Genomic DNA, 23781 nt, shown 5'->3' on the forward strand with positions numbered 1-23781 from the left:
TCATAAATCCTAAGAGCTTTGGTGATATTTGATATGGATGGAATTTGTACTCTTGCTAATGATAAAGTTTATGACCAACTAGTTGCTTTAATCAATAGCATAGAAGCAATTTATGGGAAAGAAATGCCCGTTTGCGTATATCCTTATGATGACAATATAGAGCAAATTACTCAAGAAATTGCTTGTCGTCCTCATGTGCAGATTTACGACAATCAGGAATCTATTCATTGCTGGGATGAATTTGTGCGTAATGTATGGGATGCTCATCCTACTGCTCAACAAGAATGGCGAAAAGTTAGCCAAGAAAAATATCATCGATTTGGAACTCATCGACGTTACGGTGCTTTTGATGGGCCTTTTGACCGCTTCGTTTATATGGATGCTGATACCTTATTGATGAGTCCCCTGGATAAGATTTTTAATCAGCTAAATTACCATGATTGGGTAGTATATGATTTTCAATATACAGATTTATCTCATGTATATCAAGAAAAATCACCAAAACTAACAGAAGTATTTTCGGTTGAAAGACTCAAAAAAGAAATATTTTGTTCTGGATTTTACGCTTCTAGAAAGAACATATTTCCTTTAGAACTTCGAGATTCACTGCTAGAAAGTCTTCGTCAAAGAGAAGCAGAAATTCTTTATCCTTTTGCTCCTGACCAAACTATTGTCAATTATATGGTTATGCGCTCAGGAATTTCTAGCTGTAACTTAGCCTTGCATCTACCTGCTGATGAAAAAACAGGATGTTGTGTCACTTCCAATCATTTTTTAGGAGAAGATAACATCCTTTATGATAAAGGCAATCGATTGACGTATATTCACTATATTGGCTTATCTTCTAAGTTATTTCATCAGGTTTGTAAAGGAGAAAATATTGATTTTCCTTATAGAGATATTTTCTTACACTATCGCTATTTACACGAACCAGAAAAGCGGCCAAAATTTACCACTAAACCGAAAGCTTACAATGCGTCTCCGAGTTTAGGTACAAGAATTCTGAAAAAATTAGGATTAGCAGTGGGACATAAATAATCAGATGGAAATAAAAACTGTTGGGATGATTAGCAGCTATGGCGCTTTAAAAACTAGAGGCGATTGGCTGTGGCAACAAACACCTCATGCTTTCGGTGTTTGGCAAAATATTCAAATGCAGGCTTTAGCTAGTAAGCCTGATTTTTTATTAATGTATCAGTTTGATTTTCCTGAACCAACTAAACCGCCATCTTTGTTAGATCAACTGCGAAGGAAACCACAAAAAAAACAGGTAGATGTTTCTTCTTTGTTACGTGGAGTTAGTAAAGAAAGCATAATTTATCTCATGCGAGAACCGCCTTTAGATGAGGTAGTCGGAAAAAATATCAATAATTATAAAGTCGCACAACAATACTGCGGTTATGTTTCTGGCCCTGATGATTTTGCACCAATTCCTGAATATATGCCAGCGATTTGGTATCACAATAATTCATTTCGGGATTTAAATGAAATGCCACCACCAGCTAAAGTTAAACCTTGTAGTTGGATTACTTCGGGAATTAATCGTACAGCCAATCATCGCCAGCGTTTAGATTTTTTACAATCTTTGCAGTCTAGTCAAATCAAATTTGATTTATATGGACGTGATTTACCTGCCTGGTCAAATTCTCTAGGAGAATTGAGTAATAAATGGTATGGTATGTCTCCGTATTATTACAATTTAGCAATTGAAAACTATGCAGATAATGATTGGTATGTGAGTGAAAAACTTTGGGATGCTTTATTAGCATGGTGTTTGCCAATTTATTATGGTGGCTCTGCGGCGGATAAATTATTACCGCCTGGTAGTTTTTTAAGATTACCTAGCTTGGATGAAAAAGGCATTGCTTACATTCAAGAAGTCACTGCTACGCCTGATGCTTGGTATGCGGCTAAAGATGCGATCGCCGAAGCTAGGCAAATCATTTTACACCAATTAAACTTGATGAATTGGTTAGCAAATTTTGTGAAAAATCACAGATAAAAAAGGTAGATAAGATGAGTCGCGGAATTTATATTATTGCTAATGATAAGGTGACAGATCATGCGATCGCACTCCTCAACAGTATCCGTGCTTATGATGCGGATACACCAATCGTCATGATTCCTTATGATGATCACTATCACAACATAGCCGCCACGCTAAATCAATATTATGGTGTACAGCTATACGAAGATTTAGAATTTATCGACCGTCTTTCTAAAAGATTACACGAAACTTTCGGTGGTCAATTTTTCGCCCGTCCTAATCAATTTCGGAAACAAGCTTGTTGGTTTGGCCAGTTCGATGAATTTTTGTACATTGACACAGATATTGTGGTCTTTGAAAAGATTGTTGATAATCTCAATTACTTGGCAAATACAGACTTTATTTGTTGTGATTATCAACATTCAGGCGGGATTAAAAACGTCTTCAGCGAGAAAGTGTTAACAGATAAAGTATTTACTGAGGCTGAAGTCAAAGATATTTTCAATGGTGGTTTTTGGGCTTCCAAGAAACACCTCATTTCTGAACAAGATTTGTACGAAATCTTTACTGAATGTGCCGCCCATCCAGATTATTTCGATTTTTCTGAAAAGACTTCTGACCAACCAATTATCAACTATATGTTGCTCAAACGGATTCCGCGCCGTTTTAATGTGGTGCGTCGCCCAGGAAAAGCACCAGGAAATTGGGCAGGTAGTCCACAATTTCAACGGCAGGGTAACATTTTGATTGATCCGGCTGTTAATCAACCCCTGCAATATCTCCACTGGGCGGGGATTCGCATTCAACCAGGTTGTCCTTATTGGGATATTTGGGCATATTATCGCAATTTAAATCCCGCCATACCACCTGCGGCAATTCCCGCCCCAGCCAAACCAAGCCAGTGGGAAACAACATTACGGACGATTAAAAAGCAAGTTCACAAAATCTTTAAGTAAGATTTAACATTGCTGTTGATGATTTTTGACTTTTGATCGGCGAAACAGTTGCGATCGCCCCCCGCCTTTCGCTAGGATCTGTAAGCTTTAGGGTATAGACAAAGCCCCTTGGGATACAGCTACACTCATGTAGGTTATCCGGCTGCAACCCAAGTTATTGAGATTTTACAGGAAAAACAACAAAACAATGGCGAAACGTGTCCAGTTAGTTTTAACTCAAGATGTCAGCAAGTTAGGCAAATTAGGTGACTTAGTAGAAGTTGCTCCTGGCTATGCTAGAAATTACCTTATTCCCAAGAGTTTGGCAACCCGCGCTACTCCTGGTATTCTCAAGCAAGTAGAACGCCGTCGTGAACAAGAACGTCAACGGCAATTGGAACTCAAACAACAAGCCTTAGAACAAAAAGCAGCTTTAGAAAAAGTTGGCAGTTTGAAAATTGCCAAGCAAGTTGGTGAAAACGAAGCCATCTTCGGTACTGTCACCACTCAAGATGTTACAGATGCAATTCAAGCAGCTGCTAACCTAGAAGTTGACCGTCGTGGTATTACCATCCCCGACATTGGCAAGTTGGGTACATACAAGGCTGAAATCAAGTTGCACTCAGAAGTAACAGCGCAAATCGATGTTGAAGTTGTTGCTAGTTAGTGTGTTTTGAGATTTTGACCTGAGTTATTGTAGGTTGGGTGCAGGCGCACAAGGGTATTTGTAGAGACACACTAAATCTATGTTGCGCCGTAACCCAACATCCTCAAGACTTTGTTGAGTTACGCTATCGCTCCACCCAACCTACTTTTTTGCTTAACTGAACCGCATCAAAATCTCTTTTATTCCTCTCTTTGCGTACTTTGCGGTTAGTTTCTTATTAAGCATTCATCAAACTTCCTCAGAAAGATTCTCCTCCTCATGACGCGGCTTTTTCCCATCCAGTACCGCACTCACCGTCATATCTCCCATAACATTAATCGCTGTGCGACAACGGTCTAAAAACCAATCAACTGTCACCAACAACGCGATATACTCTGTCGGCAAGCGCACGGAAGTAAACACCAAAGTCATCGTTACTAACCCCGCATTGGGAATACCAGCCGCCCCCACCGATGCAAAAATCGATGTCAGCACTACAATTAACTGCTGTCCCAAATTTAAATGCTGTCCAATCACTTGGGAAATATATAATGCAGACATCGCTTCATAAAGGGCAGTCCCATCATTATTAAAGTTTGCCCCGACTAGCGCCCCCAAAGATGCAGAAGATTCTCTTAAACCAACTTTGGTTTGCAAAACTTCCCAAGTAATAGGCATTGTCACCGTAGAAGAAGAAGTCGAGAACGCCGTGATAAAAGCATCCGAACCACCAACCAAAAATCGCCACGGGTTTACCCAAGAACCGAACTTGACTCTAGTGAGATAGTAACAAGCTTGCAACACCAAGGCGACCAACACCGCCACAATAAAAGCCGCTAAAGAAACAAATGGGGCAAAACCTTTTTCTGCCACAGTTTTAGCCACAATACCAAACACCGCAAAGGGAACTAAGGCAATTACCCAATTAAGGATGCGAATTACCGCCTCAAACAAAATTCCAATCACATCTTCAATGGGTTGAAATCCGGTTTTGTTTTGGGCGATTTGTTCTGATTTTAAACCCCGCAGCACAATTCCAAAGCACAGGGCAACCACAATTAACTGAATCACATTATTACTTACCAACGGCGCAAGAATGGCTTCTGGTACAGCGTCTTTGATTAACCCCCAAGGATCAAGGTTGGCGCTATTTATTGCTGTTTGTGGTTTGGGTAAACTTCCCCAAGTTCCTGGACGCAAGACATTAGCCACAAACAACCCAACCAAAATCGCTACAGTGGTATTAGTAAAAAGTAATAACGCTAACCGTCGTCCGGCGGTACCGGGGATAGTCGCCGTCATAAAAGTATGCAGCACTGCTACCAAAATCAGTGGCGTAGCTAAAGCGCGGAGTGCCTTGAGTACCAGTTCTGCCGGAATTGCCAAATTAGTGATTAAAGCCGCATTGCTGGGGCTAGGGTTCCCCGCACCCAAAGCAATTCCCACAATCACAGCCAGCACTAAGGCTATTACAATTTGTAACGTCAGAGGAATACGCCGCCACCAAGGACGGGAAGCATTATCGGGCGGATGTTGACTCTCTGTTTGACTCATTGGTACAGCTAAATAACGGAACAAAGGTAACTATTACAACAACAACTGCGGAAGTGGAATTTACTTAAACAGGATAATCTAATCAATCTAGGGAGTAGAGAGTGGGGGACAAGGGAGACAAGGGAGACAAGGAGGTAGGGGAAATAGAATCTTTAACTCAGCACTCAGCACTTTTAATAATTGACTATTAAATAAATTATGTCTTTCGTACCTTTACATATTCATAGTGACTATAGTTTGCTGGATGGGGCGAGTCAGTTACCTGATTTGATTGACCGTGCCATAGAATTGGGGATAAAGGCGATCGCAGTTACAGATCATGGTGTGATGTATGGTGCTGTAGAATTGCTAAAAATTTGCCGTAGTAAAAATGTTAAGCCAATTATTGGCAACGAAATGTATATCATTAACGGCGATATTGAAAAACAAGAACGTCGTCCCAAATATCATCAAGTTGTTTTAGCCAAAAATAATCAAGGATATAAACATTTAGTTAAATTAACTACAATTTCTCACCTCAAAGGTGTACAAGGTAAAGGTATTTTTTCTCGCCCCTGTATTAATAAAGATTTACTCAAACAATATCACGAAGGCTTGATTGTCACTAGTGCATGTTTAGGTGGCGAAATTCCCCAAGCAATTCTCAGTAATAGACCAGATGCAGCCCGCAAAGTTGCTCAATGGTATAAAGATGTATTTGGTGATGATTTTTATTTAGAAATTCAAGACCACGGCTCCCAAGAAGACCGCATTGTTAACGTCGAAATTATCAAAATTGCGCGGGAATTAAATATTAAATTTGTCGCTACGAACGACTCCCATTTTATTTCCTGTTTTGATGTCGAAGCCCACGATGCTTTACTTTGCATTCAAACCGGCAAACTAATTATTGAAGATAACCGGATGCGCTATAGCGGTACAGAATATCTCAAATCTGCTGATGAAATGAGAATGCTATTCCGCGACCATTTACCCGATGATGTAATTGAGGAAGCGATCGCAACCACCGAAGAAGTTGCCGAGAAAGTCGAGCCTTACAATATTATGGGTGAGCCTCGCATCCCTAACTATCCCATTCCTTCTGGTCACACTGCTGATACTTATGTTGAAGAAGTTGCATGGAACGGACTTTTAGAGAAATTAAACAGAAAATCTCGCACTGAAGTCGAGCCAGTCTATAAAGAAAGATTGGAATATGAACTCAAAATGCTCCAGCAAATGGGTTTTTCTACATACTTTTTAGTTGTGTGGGATTACATCAAATTCGCCAGAGATAATAATATTCCCGTTGGCCCAGGCCGCGGTTCGGCCGCAGGGTCTTTAGTAGCCTACACAATGGGAATTACTAACATTGACCCCGTACATCATGGCTTATTATTTGAGCGTTTCTTGAACCCAGAACGGAAATCAATGCCTGATATTGATACCGATTTTTGTATTGAAAAACGGGATCAGGTAATTAATTATGTCACAGAAAAATATGGTACAGATAGAGTCGCTCAAATTATTACCTTTAACCGCTTAACTTCTAAAGCTGTATTAAAAGATGTCGCCAGGGTGTTGAATATTCCCTATGGGGACGCTGACAAAATGGCGAAGTTAATTCCTGTGGTGCGGGGGAAACCAACTAAACTCAAGGTGATGATTTCTGATGACACTCCCGAACCAGAGTTTAAGGAAAAATATGATAATGACCCGACAGTCCGCCGTTGGATTGATATGGCGATGCGAATTGAAGGAACTAACAAAACCTTCGGTGTTCACGCGGCTGGGGTGGTAATTTCTGCTGACCCCCTTGATGAAATTGTGCCTTTACAAAAAAATAATGATGGGTCAGTAATTACCCAATATTTCATGGAAGATTTGGAATCAATGGGTCTATTAAAAATGGACTTTTTAGGTTTAAGAAACCTGACAATGATTCAAAAAACCATTGATTTAATTGAGCATAATAAAGGTTATAGAGTTGACCCTTATGAAATCACTAATCAAGAAAGAAAAGCCCAAAAGATTTTAGCTAAGGGTGAACATAAAACCCTACCTAAAGATGTCCAGAAAACTTATGAATTGCTAGAATCTGGAGAGTTAGAGGGGATATTCCAATTAGAATCATCAGGGATGAAACAAATTGTCCGTGATTTGAAGCCTTCTAATATTGAAGATATTTCTTCTATCTTGGCATTATACAGACCAGGCCCTTTAGATGCAGGGTTAATTCCTAAGTTTATTAACCGCAAACATGGACGCGAAAATATTGACTATGAAAGTCAGATTTTAGAACCAATTTTAAATGAAACCTACGGCATTATGGTTTATCAAGAGCAAATCATGAAAATTGCTCAAGATATGGCTGGATATTCTTTAGGACAAGCTGACTTGCTGCGTCGCGCAATGGGTAAGAAGAAAGTTTCCGAAATGCAGAAGCAGCAGGAAAAATTTATTGATGGTTCGACAAAAAATGGTGTGAAAAAGCAAGTAGCCGAAAAGCTATTTGATGATATGTTGAAGTTCGCTGAATATTGCCTCAGCTATGATACAGAAGTATTAACAGTAGAATATGGCTTTGTCCCTATCGGCGAAATTGTGGAAAAACAATTGGAATGTAGCGTGTTTAGCGTTGACAGTCATGGTCATGTCTATACGCAAGCGATCGCCCAATGGCATAATCGAGGACAACAAGAATTATTCGAGTATTGTTTAGAAGACGGTTCCGTAATTCGCGCCACCAAAGACCATAAATTTATGACTACCGATGGTCAGATGTTACCTATTGATGAAATTTTTGAGCGCGAGCTAGATTTACTACAAGTTAAAGCTTTACCAATTTGACATGCTCCCCACCCTTTAAGGGTGGGGATTTTAGGTTTAAATAGTAATAGCAAACCTAATGGCTGATGCCCCAACCATACTAATATTTTTAGCTATGTTACTTGAAGCGCCGTGCGCCGTTGCTACGATTTTGTTTGTGTCTTGCAACTGCTTTCCGCTTTTGTTTTTCTAGCGGTGTCTCAAAGTGACGCTTCTTTCTCATGTCTTGGAAAATTCCAGCTTTAGAAACTTCCCGTTTAAATCTTCGCAAAGCTGAATCAATACCCTCATTCTCCCCCAAGACTACTTGCGTCATTCTCAATCCTCCTTATTTGGATGAATAGCAAAATCTAGAGAAAAAATAAAATACCCCAGCAGAATTGAGCCTTTGGCTTTATCTGCTGGAGACTCTAGATGCTAAATTTTTATTTCAAAAGTTTAGTAGCGACCACCACGGCCGCCGCCACCGCCGCCGCCACGGTTGTTACCCCAGCCACCACCGCCACCACCACGGGAAGTACTTCTTTCTTCACGAGGTTTAGCTTTGTTAACTCTCAGGTCACGACCCATCCATTCAGCACCATCTAGTGCTTCAATGGCTGCGGTTTCTTGTGATTCATTTTCCATTTCCACAAAGGCAAAACCGCGAGGACGGCCAGTTTCGCGGTCAGTTGGTAACTGAACGCGACTTACTTTTCCGTATTCGCTAAATGCTAATCTCAAGTCTTCCTCAGTGACTTGATAGGAAAGGTTTCCGATGTAAATTGACATATAATGTCTCCGAATTCAGGGAGTGTAGAGAGTTAAATTCGGAGAGACGCTTTTTAAAAATCAAAACGAGTTACTCAACCGAAAATAATCCTTATATGCCAAAGTATAGCACAAGCTCCCAACAATCAAAGTTATCAACTATTCAAAAAACTTTGTATTCTGTAACTATTACAGAATAATTTTTGGGTATTTGTACCTAAAAAATGTCTGAAAATATGTTCATAGACATTAATTAGATTAACTATTAAATATAATTATAAATTATACTGTAAAGTTGGACAAACTAACTTTAGCTATATACATATATAGTTCTACACTTTCTTAATACCGTCGAACTCAGATAATATCCTTTGCGCTTCCTGACATAAAAGTTGATGAGAGTTACTATTACTGGCAAGTAAGCCTCCCCATTGATTAATATCGCCAGTGTGATACTGTAAAGGACTGCCATCAAAGCGAGTAAAGTTACCGCCTGCTTCGGTTAAAATTAGCTCTGGTGCGGCAATATCCCAATCTTTAGGCGCAGATTTACCAGAAAGAGAAATATAGATGTCTGCATTTTGCTCTAGAATGGTAGCAATTTTACAACCTACACTGCCGACAGCTTTTTGATTTTGACAAGGCAAATTTTGTAATAAATACTCTAGTCTTTCATTGCGATGAGAACGACTAACAACTAAGGTTAAATCTTCCACGAGTTTTGTTGGTGAAAGTTTTATAGAGACAGTGGCGCTTGGAGTTTCTTTGAAGGTTCCACCTTCTTTAATAGCGTAGTAGATAGTTTCGGCTTCTGGTACAGCGACCACAGATAAAATCGGACGATGCTCTTGAATTAACGCAATATGAATGGCATAATCTCCAGTCTTATCAATAAAATCTCTTGTACCATCTAAAGGGTCAATTAGCCATACTAACTGAGAGTTTTCTAGCTGGAGTTGTGATTTATAGGTTTCTTCGCTAATGTAAGCAAAATCTTCATCACCAAAAGCAGCTTGTAGTCTCTGCACAATATATTGACTAACGGTAACATCTGCAATTGTTACAGGTTCGCTTTGTTTATACTGCACCTGTAAATCAGGGTCTTTAACTTTGCCGTGATAATAAGAGTGGAGAATATCTGCCGCTTTCCAGCCTACATCACGAGCGATCGCTAATATATCTTCTAAATCTTTCATTGTTTTACTTCCATCCAGCGACGTGTGCCAAAAAATTTACAGGAATTAGCGGCGATAGATGCGGCTTGTACTAAAGCATCGGGGAAATTTTCACTTAATATATAGTGGCAGAAAGCGCCGTGAAAAATATCACCAGCCCCCAGGGTGTCAACTGCGGTAATTCGCGGTACGGTTATAGTAGCACTTTGATTCTGACTTAGATATGTAATTGGTTGATCACCGTGGGTAATGGCAATGTGGGGAATGTTAAAACTGCTGAGATAATCAAAAACCTGTTGTTCTGTCTCACAGCCAGGAGGATAGAAATTTGCCGAACAAACGGCATAATCGACAAAGGGTAAGATTTCCTCAAAGCCGTGTTTCCAGCTACCACCATCAATGACTACTGGGATATGATGAGCTTTTGCAGTTTGCGCGATCGCTTTCCCTACTTCTATTTGGTGTCCATCAATCAATACAATATTAATATCTGACAAAATATTATCTGGGACAGATGCTTTGTTGGCTTGAGTCTTCACAGCGTTAATCGAAATAATCGCTCGTTCGCCGGTGGCTTGGGTAACAATAATTGAAGAGACAGGTGGTGGTGTGGGTTTGTTGGGGTCGAGGTCGGCGATCGCTACTCTATAATTTTCTAAGTCACTATAAATAAGTTGCGTCATGGGGTGAGAACCAACCACACCCAAGATATTTGCATAATTTCCTAAATGGGCAAAAGTTACCGCCGCATTTGTAGCCGGGCCGCCTGCTGCTACAGTATAGTCATTAGCCACCAACTTTTGATTATTTTGCGGAGCAGCATCAGCCAGATAAATCAAATCTAAGGTGACTAACCCGACAAATAATCCGCGATGTGATTTTAAATTTTGGATTTTGGATTTTAGATTAGTCACCATATTTGTTTAATAAAAATGACAAATAACAAATTACGACAGGACTTACGCAAAATCATGAAAAAACGAACCGCAAAGGGCGCAAAGGACACGAAGTTAAGAGGATTTGAGAGGGTTTTTGCGTAAGTCCTATACGAATAACGAATAACAAATGACAAATGACAAACCCCAACCAGGAACACTTTACGTTGTTGGCACACCCATTGGCAACTTAGAAGATATTACCTTTCGGGCGGTGCGAATTTTGCAAACAGTAGATTTAATTGCTGCGGAAGACACGCGCCACACAGGGAAATTACTCCAACATTTTCAAGTTAAAACACCCCAAATCAGTTATCACGAACATAATCGCAATAGTCGCATTCCAGAAATTTTAGAGCATTTAAATCATGGTAAAGCGATCGCGTTGGTTAGTGATGCAGGTATGCCAGGAATTTCTGATCCTGGCTATGAACTAATTAAAGCTTGTATTGACGCAGGGATCAAAGTAGTACCAATTCCTGGTGCGAGTGCAGCTATTACCGCTTTGAGTGCTGCGGGTTTACCGACAGATAAATTTGCGTTTGAAGGTTTTTTACCACCAAAAGCACAACAACGACGGGAATATTTAGAAACCTTGCAGACAGAATCTCGCACCTTAATTTTCTACGAATCACCCCATCGTTTAACAGATACTTTGCAAGATTTAGCAGCAGCTTTTGGGGACGAACGCCAAATTGTGCTGGCGCGGGAACTAACCAAATTGTACGAAGAATTTTGGCGCGGTACAATTGCCGATGCGATCGCTCATTACCAACAACGAGAACCCCAAGGTGAATACACTTTACTTGTTGCAGGAACACCAGCCACCCAGCCTTTATTAACCGAAACACAACTCAAAGCAGAATTACAACAGTTAATTAGGCAAGGAATATCCCGTTCTCAAGCCAGCCGTCAACTAGCCAAATTTACCTCACTTTCCCGGCGCGAAGTTTATCAATTGGCTTTGTCTATTGAAGAAAGTAATAAGTAATAAGTAATAAGTAAATTTCTTACTCATTATTCATTACTCATTACTCATTACTCATTATTCACGCTATGCCTCACTTACTTCAAAAGTTCTGTATGAGGGGTTTATGATCAAATCCCAGATGATATTCTACGTATATTTGCTGGATTGTACATGAATTTTAGATAATTTTTTACATAAATCTATAGTTTTTTATTAATAGTTCAAATATAATAAACCCAAACTAACTTTAGATTTAGCTAAGGTACATCTAATAATTATGGGTAGGCTTTTCATCAAACTAATAGGCTTGATTTTATTATTTGTAGGGTTATATTTTTTCGGTCAAAACATCATATTTGTTAGCGGATACTATTCATTTTTCTATCGAAGTGCGCCTGCTACTGGTTCAGTTCTAGCAATTATGGCTGGCATATTTTCGCTAGTTTTCTTTCCTAGACAAACTGGTAATTTTGGTTGGATATTACTGGGGCTGGGAATCGTGCTAGTGTTTTTAAGTGGTGGAGTTATTTTAAGACCGACTAGTTTATGGAGTTTTTGTGTGGCGTTTACGGCATTAGCCACCGGATATAAATTATTAAATCAGGGCAGAATTAACTTTTAAGCAGTATTAATAATGACATTTGCGCTACAAAACCTCTATTTGGACTATACATCAATCACTAACTTTTGTTACTAAGTCATATAATACTAATTTGTGATTATAAATAGTATGTCTCCTACTGCACGCAGTACGCTTGCCAAAACTAGTATGTTTGAACGCAAGTTGGCGGTGTTTGGCTAAGTCGGAGGCTACTATTACAATGGGAATTATCCATAACGAGGAAACAGAATGACCCAAGTGGTTCTAGGCGAAAACGAAGGAATAGATTCAGCATTACGTCGATTTAAGCGTCAAGTATCCAAGGCTGGTATACTTGCCGACGTAAAATATCATCGGCACTTTGAAACACCATTAGAAAAGCGCAAACGTAAAGCTGTAGCAGCAAGACGCAAGCGCCGTTTTAAATAAATATGGATGGTTTGGTACTGGCTTTGCTTCAAGAAATCAATCTCAGTTAGCAACAGCACTTTGCCAGAGTACTCAGATGAGATTTAGCAAGATTTACCCATGCCTGACTAGGGCTTGGGTATATTGCTTTGTATGAGGGTGTGAGGGGACAAGGGAGACAAGGGGGACAAGGAAGGGAACGAATGACAAATGACAAATGACAAATGACCAATGACTATTCATTATTAGCCACGTTATAACTGTTACAACGATTCATGGCTTTTTCGACCCCTTGTTTTAGGCTCATTTCTACGCACTCGACGACAAATTGAAGTACAGCAGACATCAATTTAGTTTCGGTAGCAGAAAATTTTCCGAGTACGTGAGAGACTGTTTCAGAGTTATCGCTATTATCTGCATCTTTTGGTTTGCCGATACCAATACGTAAACGTGGAAAGTTTTGGGTGCTAAGATGAGCGATCGCACTCTTCATTCCATTATGCCCACCCGCAGAACCAGAAAGACGCAAGCGGGTTTTTCCGAGGGGTAAATCCATATCATCATAAATGATTAATACAGACTCTGCTGGTAATTTATACCAACTTGTAACAGCTTGGATTGATTGTCCTGAGCGATTCATGTAAGTTAATGGCTTCAGCAAGCGGATTTTACTTCCAGCAAATGCTATACCTTCGCCATACTCCCCTTGAAACTTGCGATTTTCCGCCAAGGAAATTTGCCAAGCACGAGCAAGCGCATCAACAGCAGCAAAGCCAATATTATGGCGTGTTTGTTCATATTTAGGCTCTGGATTCCCCAACCCCACAATTAGTTGGGGAATTACCAAAGCTGGTGGTGTTACAGCTTCTGTCATTTCACTTACAATCAATCGATTCGCAGAACTATGTTAAGGGATTAGGGATTAGTACAAAAAAGCTGAAGTCTGAAGTCTGAAGTCTGAAATGAAAAACCCTTATAGTCAGATTTTCAGCAATTTATCATGCGTGTTTTATTTCCGCAGACTGTACTAGTTTTTTACTCAGCACTCAGCACTCAGCACTCTAATTAGCAGTATCATGCTGTGGTTGAGAGGGTTCTATTTGCTTGGGTTCGATTTCAGCAGTGGTTTTCACAGCTTGTTCGATTTGTTCGGCTTCGCGTTTAAATTCGTTTTGAAATTCATTAGAAGCATCTTGGAAACCGCGAATTGCTTTCCCGACACTGCGGCCGATTTCTGGGAGTTTTTTGGGGCCAAAGATTAACAGTGCCACTATCATAATTAAAGCCATTTCTGGCAGACCGATACCAAATATATTCACGCGATCGCTCCTACCTATAAGTATACAGACACACAAAATTAGGAGAGTGGGAAGTTAAAATCAAAACTTTCCCCATCAATTACTATGGTGACTTGTTTTAGACTCACCTTTCAAGTCTATAACTTACAAAAAAACCCGGACGAGCCGGGTGTAAGTTCGTTGAATACGCAAGCTTGATTGCGCTGTTAAACTAGCCGCCTAAGCTGCGCCAATCAACTAACACATCCTGAATTGCGATGGATCTATTGTAAAGTTGCAGAATTATCAGCAAAAACACGAAAAACAGCCCCATAAATATAGCCATTACGGGGGTAGTTCCCCAGCCGGGAGCCACTTTACCATACTCAGAATTTAAAGGTCTCAGGATATCTCCCAACCTAGTCCGTTGTGCCATAGTTCACCTAAGATTAGTTGCCAAAGCTTTTTTTAATCTTCTGTAATATTCTATAAGAATAGCACTCATAATCAATCTATATTTTATGGAACCCGCAATAGTTCTTAGCATTTCTGTAGGCGCGATACTTGTAGCCGTTACTGCGTATGGAATTTATACCTCGTTTGGCCCTCCAAGCAAGGAGTTAGCAGATCCCTTTGATGATCACGAAGATTAGAAGGCGGTGGTTCGGCTACGCTCACCAACCAGAGGCAGAAGGCAGTGGTTCGGCTACGCTCACCAACCGGGGGCAGAAGGCTGTCTAGCTACCTGCTTCTGCCATCTAAAAAGTTACTCTGGCTGTTGTATCAGTTTGACAGTGGTAATTTTCCAAGGCTGTATTATAAAGAACTGCTGATTGCCATAAAATTCAGTGATATCTTGGGAGCGTTCTAATAAATCCACTGTCTCTCCCAAACTTAGCCCTAAATCACTCTGTAAATACAACTCAGCTATTTCTCCTTGGGATTCGTAACATCGCAAAATCAACTCCTGGGGATTGTCTTCTGTTGGTTTTAAGGCCATTAAGATTAAATTTTGAGAAGTTAGATTTAAGAAACTGATTCGGTCGGGAGTGGGGAGTTGGGAGTTGGGAGTTGGGAGTGGGTTAAGTATTACTTGTAAGGGAATGTTGAGTTCGTAGCCGCGTTGTACTGTCTGGGCTGATTCCCAAGTACCTGCGTGGGGATACAAGGCGTAGGTGAATTGGTGAAAGCCTCTATCGGCTTCTGGGTCTGGCCAGTTGGGGCTGCGTAATAATGATATGCGTATTTGATTTGCTTGGGCATCGTAGCCATATTTACAATCATTGAGCAAACTAACACCGTAAATACCGAGTTCTGATTCTCCGGTTAAATCAGCCCAACGCAAGGCGGGGACTTCCCATTTGGCTTTTTCTGCGGGGGTTTGGGGTTTAGTGGGGCGACGAATCACACCACAAGGTATTTCATAGGTGGCGAAGTCTGCTTCGACATTTAAGGGAAATGCAGCTTTAACGAAGACTTGATTTTCATGCCAATTAACTGTAGTGGCAATTTTTAAGATGGGTGAACCTGCTTGTAAAATGTAATCTTGACAAAATTCTGATTCGCCTAATTGACGCACTACGCGCAAGCGGTGTTGTATTGGCCCTTGTTCTAATATTTGAATCGATTTGAGACTGGTGGCTGGTAAGGGATGTTCTGCATAATTGGGGTCGATATTCCAAGCATCCCAATATTGACCGCTATCTTTAAAGGCTTGTAATTGATTTCCTGCACCGCTTAAGACTTCGCGTTGATGAATTTTATCAAAAACACTGGATAAATCACCTGTGTCTGGGTCAATAAATACCCGCAAAAATTGATTTTCGAGGACAAACTCAGGGATAAGAGATGCTGAGTTGCTAGGAATTTGGGATGTGGGAACTAGCCAAAATAGACGATAACCGACGGGTGGGATATCAGCTGCTAAAAATAATAATGTTGATGGTGGGGTAAATTGCGAGATCAGTTGATTTCCAGCGACATCATATATTTGCCATTCTGGGTGAGTTGGGGGTAAATTGACAGCAACCACTTCAGAACGTTGCCAGTTGAGGGAATTAAATACAAATATTGGTAGACTATTTGGTTCTGGTGGTTCTGGTAGGGTAAAGTGAGATGCGATCGCCTGCATCGACTCTGCTAATATTCTTGTCCCGACTTGTTCAACTTGCTGCCACTCTGGCAAAGCATCTGTATAAACTTGGGTAATGGAAGAACCAGGTAAAATATCGTGAAACTGGTTAAATAAAACTTGCTTCCAAGCGGTTTCTATCTCTGCTTTGGGATATGTCGCGCCACAGGTAATAGTTGCTAAAGTCGCAAACAGTTCAGCTTGATAAAGTAAATTTTCACTTTGACGATTCCACCGCTTTTGATCAGCGTGAGTAGTATAACAGCCGCGATGAAATTCTAGATAAAGTTCGTCATCCCAGGTGGGGAAGTCTGCTTGGCTAATTTCTTGTAAATACTTTTCGGCGGTTGTAAATTCTAATTCTGGAAATACAGGCGAATGTTGCCAACGTCGGGCAATTTCCAACATATCACGGGTAGGGCCGCCGCCGTGGTCGCCCACACCAGGAAGCCAAAGTGATTCTGTCAAATTGGTTTGGTCTTGCCATTCCAAGGTATAGGCTGCCATTTTAACCGGGTCAATACCTTCGCCGATAGGTGCAGACATCAAACTAAATACTTGACTACCGTCAGGCGATCGCCACCAAAAAGCGCCATAATCAAATTTAGTAGTATCATTCCACCGCAATTTTTGGGTGACAAAATATTCCACACCTGCATTAGCAAAAAACTGCGGTAAAGTTGCACAAAAACCAAAGCTATCAGGAACCCAAACTATCGGCGAAATCTTTCCAAATTTCTCTTGAAAATATCGCTGACCATACAATAACTGACGGACTATCGATTCACCACTAATCAAATTTAATTCGGGTTCCACCCAAGTCGCGCCAATAATTTCCCACTTCCCCGCCGCCACAGCTTCTTGAATAGCTATAAATAAATCTGGTCGATGTTCTTCCACCCAAGCATAAAGGGCGGGTGTGGAATGACAGAAGATTAATTCAGGAAAATCTTTTTGTAATTTCAGAACCGACTCAAAAGTATTTTGGGTAGCGTTCCAAGTTTCACTTACAGGCCATAGCCATGCTAAATCTAAATGAGCGTGACCGAGTAAGAAAATTTTAGATTTTAGATTTTGCGAAAAGTTGAGCCAGTGCGTTGGACGGGTTTCCCGGCTTGAAGCAACTGGCGTGGCGGTGTCGGTTTCCGTCCCGCCTAACTTTTCAAGACGGATTTTAGATTGAAATAACTTTTGGCGTAAAGATAAAAGATACTTGTCCCACTCTTCCCTCTCTCTCTCCGCGTCCTCTGCGCCTACCCTTCGGGAAGCCGCTTCGCGTCTAATGCGGTTCGTTTTTTCTATCTCCGCCGCCAACCTATCCAACTTTTCCGGCGCAAATTTTTCCAAATACAACTGCGTCACCGCCAACTCATCAGCGACAAAACCGGGGTCAGGATCATGATAATCTGTAGACTCGTAGATTAGGTGCGATCGCATCAAAGCCCCTTGATCATGTCCCGGACTGACCAAGCGCAAAGCTACAATAAACTCATCCCCAGCAGACACACTTTGACTCAGCAAGACTCTGGGGTAAAAATCAAACAAATCTCCAGATTGGACTAATTCTCCATTAACATAAACTTCCGCCGCATCAGCCCACCATACCAAAGCCAAGCGCAAAGATAACCCCGCTAAAGGATAACCCTGTAAATCTTGGGGAACCACGAGTTTCTGCACCAGCCATAAAACTTGTTTCCCGCCTTTCCAAGCAATATGTCCTTTAGCATTTAACTCTACAGGTTGCCAATCAGACAAATTAGATGTAACAACATCCGTAATACTCCAGTCACATTCTTGGTATCGCCAAGTAGACTGAAGATTAACTTGACAAAAAGAGCGTAATTGCTCAATAGTCTTTGAGATTAAATTTGTCTGTGATTGAGATACAGGAGGGGTCATATTTTCGCTAAGATGATGGCACTTACAACGATTTACTGTTGGTCGTTATCTATTTTTGCGTGGGAGTCTCACAACTAAACAAAACTTGAACTCATAAATTATTACCATGTCATCTGGTTCTTCTGGGCGTTATCAAAGCAGACTCTTTAACTTTGTCCACCAGCAATCTCGGCGGTTGACACAACGATGGGAACAAACCTTTCGACAAGTGCAAGTAGCAACTAAGTGGGGTGTAGAAGCATTACTTTACCCGTTGTATCTAGTGTTACAGTCAGCCGAGTCAAAGGTGAAAACGCTGCATAGCAGAGAACCACAATCTAGGCTCAAGTTAGCACCAAATGATCGCGATCGCCACGAAACTCCCCCAACTGCGGATACGCCTATTCAGGTTGTCTTAGAAGCAGTCCAAAAGCTTCCATCTGAGGAAACATCTGTCAAAACATCACCAAGTTTTCACATCATAGGCGCTTGGTGGCGAAAACTGTTTTCACATAGTAAAACAAATAACCTTGCGCTGACCCAATCCTTAACGATTTCAGACAATTCCTCTAGCCATCTCACCCCATCTCAACAAAAAGATGTGCTTCAGCGTTATTTACCCAAAGTCCAAGGAATTGCCACAACACTAGAACAGCGTAAATTAGTGTTAGTGACCACAAATAATGAAATTCTCGATATTTTAACACCGCAACAACAAACAAAAATCTTAGACAAAATTATTAGTGAAGTTGCGCGTTACTGGCATAATCAACAATTAGCATTGCCTGAACAACAGACAGAGTTATTACCAGAAATTCATCGGATTTTAGCCAAGCTCACTGGCGAAACTCCCAGTAAAATTCCTGCATTGACAGCAGGCATATCGCCTGAACTAATAAATACTGGCAGAATCATCGATGTTCTGGATCAAGTCATAGCTAAGTTAGAAAAAAATACTGTATTACCAGTGCAGCAAAATAGCCAAGAAATTATCCAAGTTACTCGGCAAAAATTCCATATATTTCTTTATGGTCAAGATGAGTTTGCTGCACCAGGAAATGTTACCGTCTCATCTGATAGCTTGGAAACACAAACACTGAATTTTCAAGCTTTAATTGAAGCTGCAATCAATTATTTTTTTGGTGTTGGTAAAGAGAAAAAACTGAATTCTGCTAAATCCAATAGACAATCCTTACCTGGAAAAAAATATCAAATTCGGTCTAGAAAACGTAAGTTAACCAATCAAAACACAGCCGCAGAACCTTGGCTAAAGTGGGGCGATTTATTTGGTAATTCAGAATTAGTGCATGATAAAAGCAACACGCCGCCCCTGAATTCTAGCTTGTCAATTACAAAAACAAAACTTGACCACACTAATAAAAAAGTATCAGAAAAACTGGCTAATATCCCCACAAATGAAAGTGATGCAGGAGAAATAATCCCCAATCAAAACCACAATCATCAAGTCGAAATTCAGCCAGACTGGATAGAAGTTAAAGCTAATTCCATAGAGTATGAGCAGCACTTACTAGAGAAAATTTTAAAATGGCTCGATCGCACTATGCTGTGGTTAGAAGAAATATTAGTAAAAGGTGTTAATTTATTACAAAGCATCTGGCGAGGTAAATAACCAATCAGCAAGCAGGATAAAACGTCACCAATAACCCTTAACTATCGTGAAAGTTCTTGTTTACTGTAAATACTTTAATTTCAAAAATCCCCTAGAAAAACCAAAAATTGAAACCTTTGTCGTGAATTTGCCGCAAATTCCCAAAGTGGGCGAAACTATTGTGGTTGAGAGAATTTCAACGCAAAAACAATTTGTAATTATTTTTGAGTATATTGTGACAGCCGTGCAGTTAAATGCTTCTCAAGAATCTACTGATACAGCAGATGCCCAGGTAAATGCTTGTTTAAATCATTGCTGGGAAGGAACATCAAATTTTAAAATCACCAACTTTTTAGAAAAATAAGTAGTTAAACATAATTAATTACACAAAGTCATTGCGAATGGAGCGAAGCGAAATGAAGCAATCGCAAGGGCTGGGATTGCTTCGCTTCGCTCGCAATGACTGTAATTAATTTTGCGTGTTTACTTAGCTAGGACTTACGCAGTGAGACGAAAAACCAAGGGTTTTGGGAAGGGTGTAAGGGTTTATGTGTATAGGGGTGTATGTGTCCAAAACTCTTACACCCCACACCCTTTAACCCTTACACCCAGTCTCCGCAGAAAATTTTTGTGCGTAAGTCCTGAATAGCTATTTACCACAAAATATGGTTAAGCAAGTAACGTAAAAGTTTGATTCCTGCTGGTTCTTGATAGTTAGTTAGTAACAAAGCTGTCATAGCTTTTTCCAAAGCTGCTAAAGCTGTTTCGACTTCCTGGCGAGTGGCTTTCGTATGGGGAGAAAAATGTAACGGTTCACCAAAGCGAATAGTTAACTGTTTGCGAAGATATAAGTCATTAGTACCAATTAATGCCACGGGAACTATTGGTACACCAGCACGTAAAGCATATATCACCGTTCCTCGCTTCAAAGGATGATGTAATTTACCCTCAGTGCTTCCCAGTCGTCCTTCAGGAAACAAAATCATTCCGTCCCCGTGGGCTAAAATTCCCAGTACAATGCGGTCTATTTGGCGTAAAGTCTGTATATCGCTGCCAGTAGGCACATTTTGGGCAATGGCGGCGGCGAGTTCGGCTAAATCTTGTCTTCCTGCTTTGGCTGCTTCTATGACAGCCACTTCTTCTTTCCACAACCGCGCCAAAGGAATGACACCGCCAGCAAAATTCAAAATGAAGCGTTTCCAACACTTGTTATACAGAGTGCGAGCATCACCCAAAATATAGTAATAAGGTTGACTGGGGAGTTCTGCCAATAATAACAAGGGATCGATGTGATGGAGATGGTTAGCTGCAAGAATGGCTGGTGTCTGGGGTAAGTTTTCGAGATTTTCTACCCGGACGCGGAATAAAGTATGAATGAGCGATCGCAAAACAAACCTGCGTACACTACCATTAATTTGATGTTCTGTCTGTCCTTGGTTAATGGCTTCTAGGCGATTTAGTGCTTGTTCGATTGTATAACGCACCGCGCGATCGCTTGCTGCTGTCACTCCTTCGTTTACTCGCTTAATACTAGCAGCATCTAAAGATGGCAAACTATCTTGTTGATGGTTGGCGGAATTATTAATCACACCCTCGCTGAGTTCATGTACTCATCATATACATACATTATTTTAGGACTTACGCAAGAACCCTCTCAAACTCTTATAACTTTGTGTCCTTTGTGTCCTTTGCGGTTCATTTTTGCATAATTTTGCGTAAATCCTACATTTATGGAATAACAATTAATTTGGCTTTGAACAGTTCCATTGCGATTTTAACTTCTCCTTGGTCTTTCGTGGCTGTTTTATCTCTGGCTGTTCTATCTCTATCCTTCGTCAAATAATATTGTAAATAGCGTTTTTTAACCTCCTCCCATAAATTTTTATCAATCAATAACTGGGTATAATTTATGTTTTGTTGGTACTCATTTAGAATCTTCAAAGCTAACACTGCGTAAACAGCATTTTTTCCTAACACTTTTTTTCTTCCTAATTTCTTATTATTCCTAATATCCTTGCATAGGATATCTTCGATTGACCAGTTTTGAAAATTCCGGCTACTATCAACAATATACCCTAAGTACCATAAGCCGTATGTACCGTAGCTTGGACAAGGTTTTATACCCGAAGTAGTAATTCTAGCGTTAATTTCATGTGCTAATTCTTTATAGCTTTCATACCAATAATCCTTCCATTTATCACGGGATTCTTCTTGATTTTCATTCATCTTATTCATAGTTCTTTGTACCCAAGGTACAATAGGAATGTTGGATAAAATACCAGACATAATCTCTCCTTCGATAGTAATTATATTATTCCCTTCAATTGGGTAAAAATTTATATCATTAAGCTAAATTTAGGATATATAAGGTAAGAGTGGATGTAATATTAAGTGATATATGAGAAAGTCATACTTGCATAGTATTTTGTCTAATATATGCCCACTTCTGCTGTGCCAGTTGCGTAAGTCCTGATTAGGAAAGGCTATAATATTTTGCCTAGAGCGATCGCCTTTCCCAACCAATCCTAAAGTTGTTATTACATTTGCCCAAATTATCTATCTTACAAATTATCTTCAATCCACTTCCTAAAATTACGCATAGCTTGACTTCTGCCACTCGTCAAACACTGCTGAACATACTCATTAACTAATTCAATAATCGGTATATTAGGAAAGTTAGGACTAGATTGAGATTGAATATATTTACCATCTTGGAGGACAAAAATTTCTAACCCTTGTTTTGTATATCGCCAAAGTTCAGGAACTCCTAGAATTTCATAGTTATTAAATCTAGTCCGAGATGTGATATCAACTTCAATTGCTAAATCTGGTGGTGGGTCTATATTTAAGTCAATCCTATTTTTACCAATCACAGCAGCATGATTTTGAATGTAAAAAGAGGTATCTGGTTCTACTGCTTGCCGCATTCGCTCATTTTTAAGTGTTGTAGAACCAAATGGTTCAAAATCAACCTGGAGCTTGTCTAGTAAATTTCTGACTAACTCTCCAAAAATTTCTTTATCTTTTTCATGCTCAGGTAGAGGAACCATAATTTCTAACCAACCATTACTATAAGAGATACGTGCGGCACGTTTATCTCCCATTTCTTCTAAAATATTTTCTAATTGCTGCCAACTAATATCTTTCAGTAACATTTGGTGTCCCGGTTTGACGATAATCTGTTGCAGTTTTAAAAGCATATCGCCTCTGACTTGGGTTTAGTTTTTATTATAAGGAATGAGAGTGCGATCGCACTTCAACCACATCATAATCAGGACTTACGCACAAAGATTATCTGTGGAGATTGGGTGTAAGGGTGAAAGGGTTTGGGGCTTCGCCGTGAGCGTCAACCGAACGGTGTAAGGATTTTGAATCAGTACACCCCTATAAGAATTTCTTGTCATCAATACTGAATAGGGATGGAATCAAGCCTTACCCCTGTACTCCTCATCATATATAAGCTGCACTTATAGAAGTGTTAAGTAAGCTTTTTGTTATACACCTTTACAAACCTTTACAAAGTCTCTAAGATAAAAACCATCACAGGTAAAAACACCTGAAACATACATAAAAAAAGCAATCATAAAGACATGACAGCAACCTTACAACAGCGCAAAAGCGCCAACGTATGGGAGCAGTTCTGCAACTGGATCACCAGCACCAACAACCGCCTATATGTAGGCTGGTTCGGCGTACTAATGATCCCAACCTTGCTGGCTGCAACCACCTGCTTCGTAATCGCCTTCATCGCAGCACCCCCCGTAGACATCGACGGTATTCGTGAGCCTGTTGCAGGTTCCTTACTGTACGGAAACAACATCATCTCCGGCGCAGTAGTACCTTCCTCCAACGCAATTGGTCTACACTTCTACCCAATTTGGGAAGCAGCATCCTTAGACGAATGGCTGTACAACGGTGGCCCTTACCAATTGGTAATATTCCACTTCCTGATCGGCGTATTCTGCTACCTCGGTCGTGAGTGGGAACTATCCTACCGCTTGGGTATGCGTCCTTGGATCTGCCTAGCATTCTCAGCGCCAGTAGCAGCAGCAACCGCAGTATTCTTGGTATACCCAATCGGACAAGGTTCCTTCTCAGACGGTATGCCCTTGGGTAT

23 protein-coding genes and 1 pseudogene are annotated in these 23781 nt (G+C 40.4%); 12 read left to right on the forward strand and 12 right to left on the reverse strand.

All coding sequences use genetic code 11. The features are described 5' to 3' along the window. Window positions 1-33: 33 nt before the first annotated feature. The 4 genes from H6G79_RS19655 (at window position 34) to rplI (ending at window position 3589) form a co-directional block, all read left to right on the forward strand. Window positions 34-1038: an Npun_R2821/Npun_R2822 family protein gene (locus tag H6G79_RS19655; RefSeq protein ID WP_190592253.1), complete on the forward strand. Its 1005-nt coding sequence runs from the start codon at window positions 34-36 to the stop codon at window positions 1036-1038. Between the two features lie 4 nt (window positions 1039-1042). Next, window positions 1043-2002 carry a glycosyltransferase family 10 domain-containing protein gene (locus tag H6G79_RS19660; protein ID WP_190592254.1) on the forward strand — a complete coding sequence of 320 codons (960 nt, stop codon included), beginning with the start codon at window positions 1043-1045 and terminating at the stop codon, window positions 2000-2002. Between the two features lie 14 nt (window positions 2003-2016). Continuing rightward, on the forward strand, window positions 2017-2943 hold the full coding sequence (locus tag H6G79_RS19665; RefSeq protein ID WP_190592255.1) for an Npun_R2821/Npun_R2822 family protein: 927 nt from the start codon (window positions 2017-2019) through the stop codon (window positions 2941-2943). Between the two features lie 187 nt (window positions 2944-3130). Then, complete coding sequence (gene rplI, locus H6G79_RS19670; protein ID WP_190592256.1) at window positions 3131-3589, forward strand: 50S ribosomal protein L9; 459 nt, start codon at window positions 3131-3133, stop codon at window positions 3587-3589. A gap of 228 nt (window positions 3590-3817) precedes the next feature. Here the strand turns inward: rplI and H6G79_RS19675 are convergent, their stop codons facing one another. Beyond that, window positions 3818-5122 carry a dicarboxylate/amino acid:cation symporter gene (locus H6G79_RS19675; RefSeq protein WP_190592257.1) on the reverse strand — a complete coding sequence of 435 codons (1305 nt, stop codon included), beginning with the start codon at window positions 5120-5122 and terminating at the stop codon, window positions 3818-3820. A 198-nt stretch (window positions 5123-5320) separates the two neighbouring features. On the opposite strand from H6G79_RS19675, the gene H6G79_RS19680 reads away from it, so the two are divergent. Beyond that, window positions 5321-7951, forward strand: a complete 2631-nt coding sequence (locus H6G79_RS19680) for a DNA polymerase III subunit alpha (RefSeq protein ID WP_190592258.1) — start codon at window positions 5321-5323, stop codon at window positions 7949-7951. A gap of 97 nt (window positions 7952-8048) precedes the next feature. Here the strand turns inward: H6G79_RS19680 and rpsU (H6G79_RS19685) are convergent, their stop codons facing one another. From rpsU (H6G79_RS19685) to H6G79_RS19700, 4 genes are all read right to left on the reverse strand, one after another. Beyond that, the gene (gene rpsU, locus H6G79_RS19685; protein WP_062292816.1) at window positions 8049-8246 is read right to left on the reverse strand and encodes a 30S ribosomal protein S21; all 198 of its coding nucleotides are present in this window, start codon (window positions 8244-8246) and stop codon (window positions 8049-8051) included. 122 nt (window positions 8247-8368) lie between these two features. Then, window positions 8369-8701 (reverse strand): RNA-binding protein, encoded by a 333-nt coding sequence (locus H6G79_RS19690; RefSeq protein ID WP_190592259.1) that lies wholly within the window; start codon window positions 8699-8701, stop codon window positions 8369-8371. Window positions 8702-9012: 311 nt separating this feature from the next. Continuing rightward, window positions 9013-9876, reverse strand: coding sequence for a 3'(2'),5'-bisphosphate nucleotidase CysQ (locus H6G79_RS19695; RefSeq protein ID WP_190592260.1), 864 nt, complete (start codon window positions 9874-9876; stop codon window positions 9013-9015). After that, window positions 9873-10772, reverse strand: a complete 900-nt coding sequence (locus tag H6G79_RS19700) for a sugar kinase (protein ID WP_190592261.1) — start codon at window positions 10770-10772, stop codon at window positions 9873-9875. Before H6G79_RS19700 ends, H6G79_RS19695 begins: the two co-directional genes overlap by 4 nt. 148 nt (window positions 10773-10920) lie before the next feature. Between H6G79_RS19700 and rsmI the strand changes: the two genes are divergently transcribed. The 3 genes from rsmI (at window position 10921) to rpsU (H6G79_RS19715) (ending at window position 12790) form a co-directional block, all read left to right on the forward strand. Beyond that, window positions 10921-11781 carry a 16S rRNA (cytidine(1402)-2'-O)-methyltransferase gene (gene rsmI / locus H6G79_RS19705; protein WP_190592262.1) on the forward strand — a complete coding sequence of 287 codons (861 nt, stop codon included), beginning with the start codon at window positions 10921-10923 and terminating at the stop codon, window positions 11779-11781. A 256-nt stretch (window positions 11782-12037) separates the two neighbouring features. Beyond that, complete coding sequence (locus H6G79_RS19710; protein ID WP_190592263.1) at window positions 12038-12382, forward strand: hypothetical protein; 345 nt, start codon at window positions 12038-12040, stop codon at window positions 12380-12382. Between the two features lie 228 nt (window positions 12383-12610). After that, a complete protein-coding gene (gene rpsU, locus H6G79_RS19715) occupies window positions 12611-12790 on the forward strand; it encodes a 30S ribosomal protein S21 (protein ID WP_008226419.1) in 180 nt (59 codons plus the stop codon). Window positions 12791-13004: 214 nt separating this feature from the next. Here the strand turns inward: rpsU (H6G79_RS19715) and pth are convergent, their stop codons facing one another. The 3 genes from pth to psbH all read right to left on the reverse strand — a co-directional run bounded on the left by pth (window position 13005) and on the right by psbH (window position 14482). Further along, on the reverse strand, window positions 13005-13643 hold the full coding sequence (gene pth, locus H6G79_RS19720) for an aminoacyl-tRNA hydrolase (RefSeq protein WP_190592264.1): 639 nt from the start codon (window positions 13641-13643) through the stop codon (window positions 13005-13007). 187 nt (window positions 13644-13830) lie between these two features. Then, window positions 13831-14088 (reverse strand): TatA/E family twin arginine-targeting protein translocase, encoded by a 258-nt coding sequence (locus tag H6G79_RS19725; RefSeq protein ID WP_190592265.1) that lies wholly within the window; start codon window positions 14086-14088, stop codon window positions 13831-13833. Window positions 14089-14278: 190 nt separating this feature from the next. Beyond that, window positions 14279-14482 carry a photosystem II reaction center phosphoprotein PsbH gene (gene psbH, locus H6G79_RS19730; RefSeq protein ID WP_190592266.1) on the reverse strand — a complete coding sequence of 68 codons (204 nt, stop codon included), beginning with the start codon at window positions 14480-14482 and terminating at the stop codon, window positions 14279-14281. A gap of 85 nt (window positions 14483-14567) precedes the next feature. Between psbH and psbN the strand changes: the two genes are divergently transcribed. After that, window positions 14568-14699, forward strand: coding sequence for a photosystem II reaction center protein PsbN (gene psbN, locus H6G79_RS19735; protein WP_083468730.1), 132 nt, complete (start codon window positions 14568-14570; stop codon window positions 14697-14699). A 113-nt stretch (window positions 14700-14812) separates the two neighbouring features. On the opposite strand, the gene H6G79_RS19740 is transcribed toward psbN, so the two are convergent. Continuing rightward, on the reverse strand, window positions 14813-18076 hold the full coding sequence (locus H6G79_RS19740; RefSeq protein WP_190592267.1) for an alpha-mannosidase: 3264 nt from the start codon (window positions 18074-18076) through the stop codon (window positions 14813-14815). A 106-nt stretch (window positions 18077-18182) separates the two neighbouring features. Between H6G79_RS19740 and H6G79_RS19745 the strand changes: the two genes are divergently transcribed. Both H6G79_RS19745 and H6G79_RS19750 read left to right on the forward strand, forming a co-directional pair. Continuing rightward, window positions 18183-19685 carry a hypothetical protein gene (locus H6G79_RS19745; RefSeq protein WP_190592268.1) on the forward strand — a complete coding sequence of 501 codons (1503 nt, stop codon included), beginning with the start codon at window positions 18183-18185 and terminating at the stop codon, window positions 19683-19685. Between the two features lie 46 nt (window positions 19686-19731). After that, a complete protein-coding gene (locus tag H6G79_RS19750; RefSeq protein ID WP_190592269.1) occupies window positions 19732-20028 on the forward strand; it encodes a hypothetical protein in 297 nt (98 codons plus the stop codon). Between the two features lie 289 nt (window positions 20029-20317). On the opposite strand, the gene H6G79_RS19755 is transcribed toward H6G79_RS19750, so the two are convergent. The 3 genes from H6G79_RS19755 to H6G79_RS19765 form a co-directional block, all read right to left on the reverse strand. Beyond that, complete coding sequence (locus H6G79_RS19755) at window positions 20318-21253, reverse strand: 1-acyl-sn-glycerol-3-phosphate acyltransferase (protein WP_190592270.1); 936 nt, start codon at window positions 21251-21253, stop codon at window positions 20318-20320. A gap of 139 nt (window positions 21254-21392) precedes the next feature. Continuing rightward, the gene (locus H6G79_RS19760) at window positions 21393-21950 is read right to left on the reverse strand and encodes a hypothetical protein (RefSeq protein WP_190592271.1); all 558 of its coding nucleotides are present in this window, start codon (window positions 21948-21950) and stop codon (window positions 21393-21395) included. Window positions 21951-22225: 275 nt separating this feature from the next. Next, entirely contained in the window at window positions 22226-22864 is a 639-nt protein-coding gene (locus H6G79_RS19765; RefSeq protein ID WP_190592272.1) for a Uma2 family endonuclease, read from the reverse strand. Window positions 22865-23254: 390 nt separating this feature from the next. Here H6G79_RS19765 and H6G79_RS19770 point away from each other — a divergent pair. Continuing rightward, window positions 23255-23781: pseudogene (locus H6G79_RS19770) on the forward strand (photosystem II q(b) protein); the annotation flags it as partial.

Origin of the sequence: Anabaena sp. FACHB-83 (assembly GCF_014697485.1) — a bacterium.
In the GTDB taxonomy this organism is placed as follows: Bacteria; Cyanobacteriota; Cyanobacteriia; order Cyanobacteriales; family Nostocaceae; genus Nostoc_B.

Coding starts and splice junctions, on each gene's coding strand:
- psbH (WP_190592266.1), bottom strand. CDS start 14,482: ATGGCACAACGGACTAGGTTGGGAGATATCCTGAGACCTTTAAATTCT.
- pth (WP_190592264.1), bottom strand. CDS start 13,643: ATGACAGAAGCTGTAACACCACCAGCTTTGGTAATTCCCCAACTAATT.
- H6G79_RS19695 (WP_190592260.1), bottom strand. CDS start 9,876: ATGAAAGATTTAGAAGATATATTAGCGATCGCTCGTGATGTAGGCTGG.
- rsmI (WP_190592262.1), top strand. CDS start 10,921: ATGACAAATGACAAACCCCAACCAGGAACACTTTACGTTGTTGGCACA.
- H6G79_RS19765 (WP_190592272.1), bottom strand. CDS start 22,864: ATGCTTTTAAAACTGCAACAGATTATCGTCAAACCGGGACACCAAATG.
- rpsU (WP_008226419.1), top strand. CDS start 12,611: ATGACCCAAGTGGTTCTAGGCGAAAACGAAGGAATAGATTCAGCATTA.
- H6G79_RS19665 (WP_190592255.1), top strand. CDS start 2,017: ATGAGTCGCGGAATTTATATTATTGCTAATGATAAGGTGACAGATCAT.
- H6G79_RS19655 (WP_190592253.1), top strand. CDS start 34: ATGGATGGAATTTGTACTCTTGCTAATGATAAAGTTTATGACCAACTA.
- H6G79_RS19660 (WP_190592254.1), top strand. CDS start 1,043: ATGGAAATAAAAACTGTTGGGATGATTAGCAGCTATGGCGCTTTAAAA.
- H6G79_RS19710 (WP_190592263.1), top strand. CDS start 12,038: ATGGGTAGGCTTTTCATCAAACTAATAGGCTTGATTTTATTATTTGTA.
- rplI (WP_190592256.1), top strand. CDS start 3,131: ATGGCGAAACGTGTCCAGTTAGTTTTAACTCAAGATGTCAGCAAGTTA.
- H6G79_RS19700 (WP_190592261.1), bottom strand. CDS start 10,772: ATGGTGACTAATCTAAAATCCAAAATCCAAAATTTAAAATCACATCGC.
- H6G79_RS19740 (WP_190592267.1), bottom strand. CDS start 18,076: ATGACCCCTCCTGTATCTCAATCACAGACAAATTTAATCTCAAAGACT.
- H6G79_RS19690 (WP_190592259.1), bottom strand. CDS start 8,701: ATGTCAATTTACATCGGAAACCTTTCCTATCAAGTCACTGAGGAAGAC.
- psbN (WP_083468730.1), top strand. CDS start 14,568: ATGGAACCCGCAATAGTTCTTAGCATTTCTGTAGGCGCGATACTTGTA.
- rpsU (WP_062292816.1), bottom strand. CDS start 8,246: ATGACGCAAGTAGTCTTGGGGGAGAATGAGGGTATTGATTCAGCTTTG.
- H6G79_RS19745 (WP_190592268.1), top strand. CDS start 18,183: ATGTCATCTGGTTCTTCTGGGCGTTATCAAAGCAGACTCTTTAACTTT.
- H6G79_RS19760 (WP_190592271.1), bottom strand. CDS start 21,950: ATGTCTGGTATTTTATCCAACATTCCTATTGTACCTTGGGTACAAAGA.
- H6G79_RS19675 (WP_190592257.1), bottom strand. CDS start 5,122: ATGAGTCAAACAGAGAGTCAACATCCGCCCGATAATGCTTCCCGTCCT.
- H6G79_RS19680 (WP_190592258.1), top strand. CDS start 5,321: ATGTCTTTCGTACCTTTACATATTCATAGTGACTATAGTTTGCTGGAT.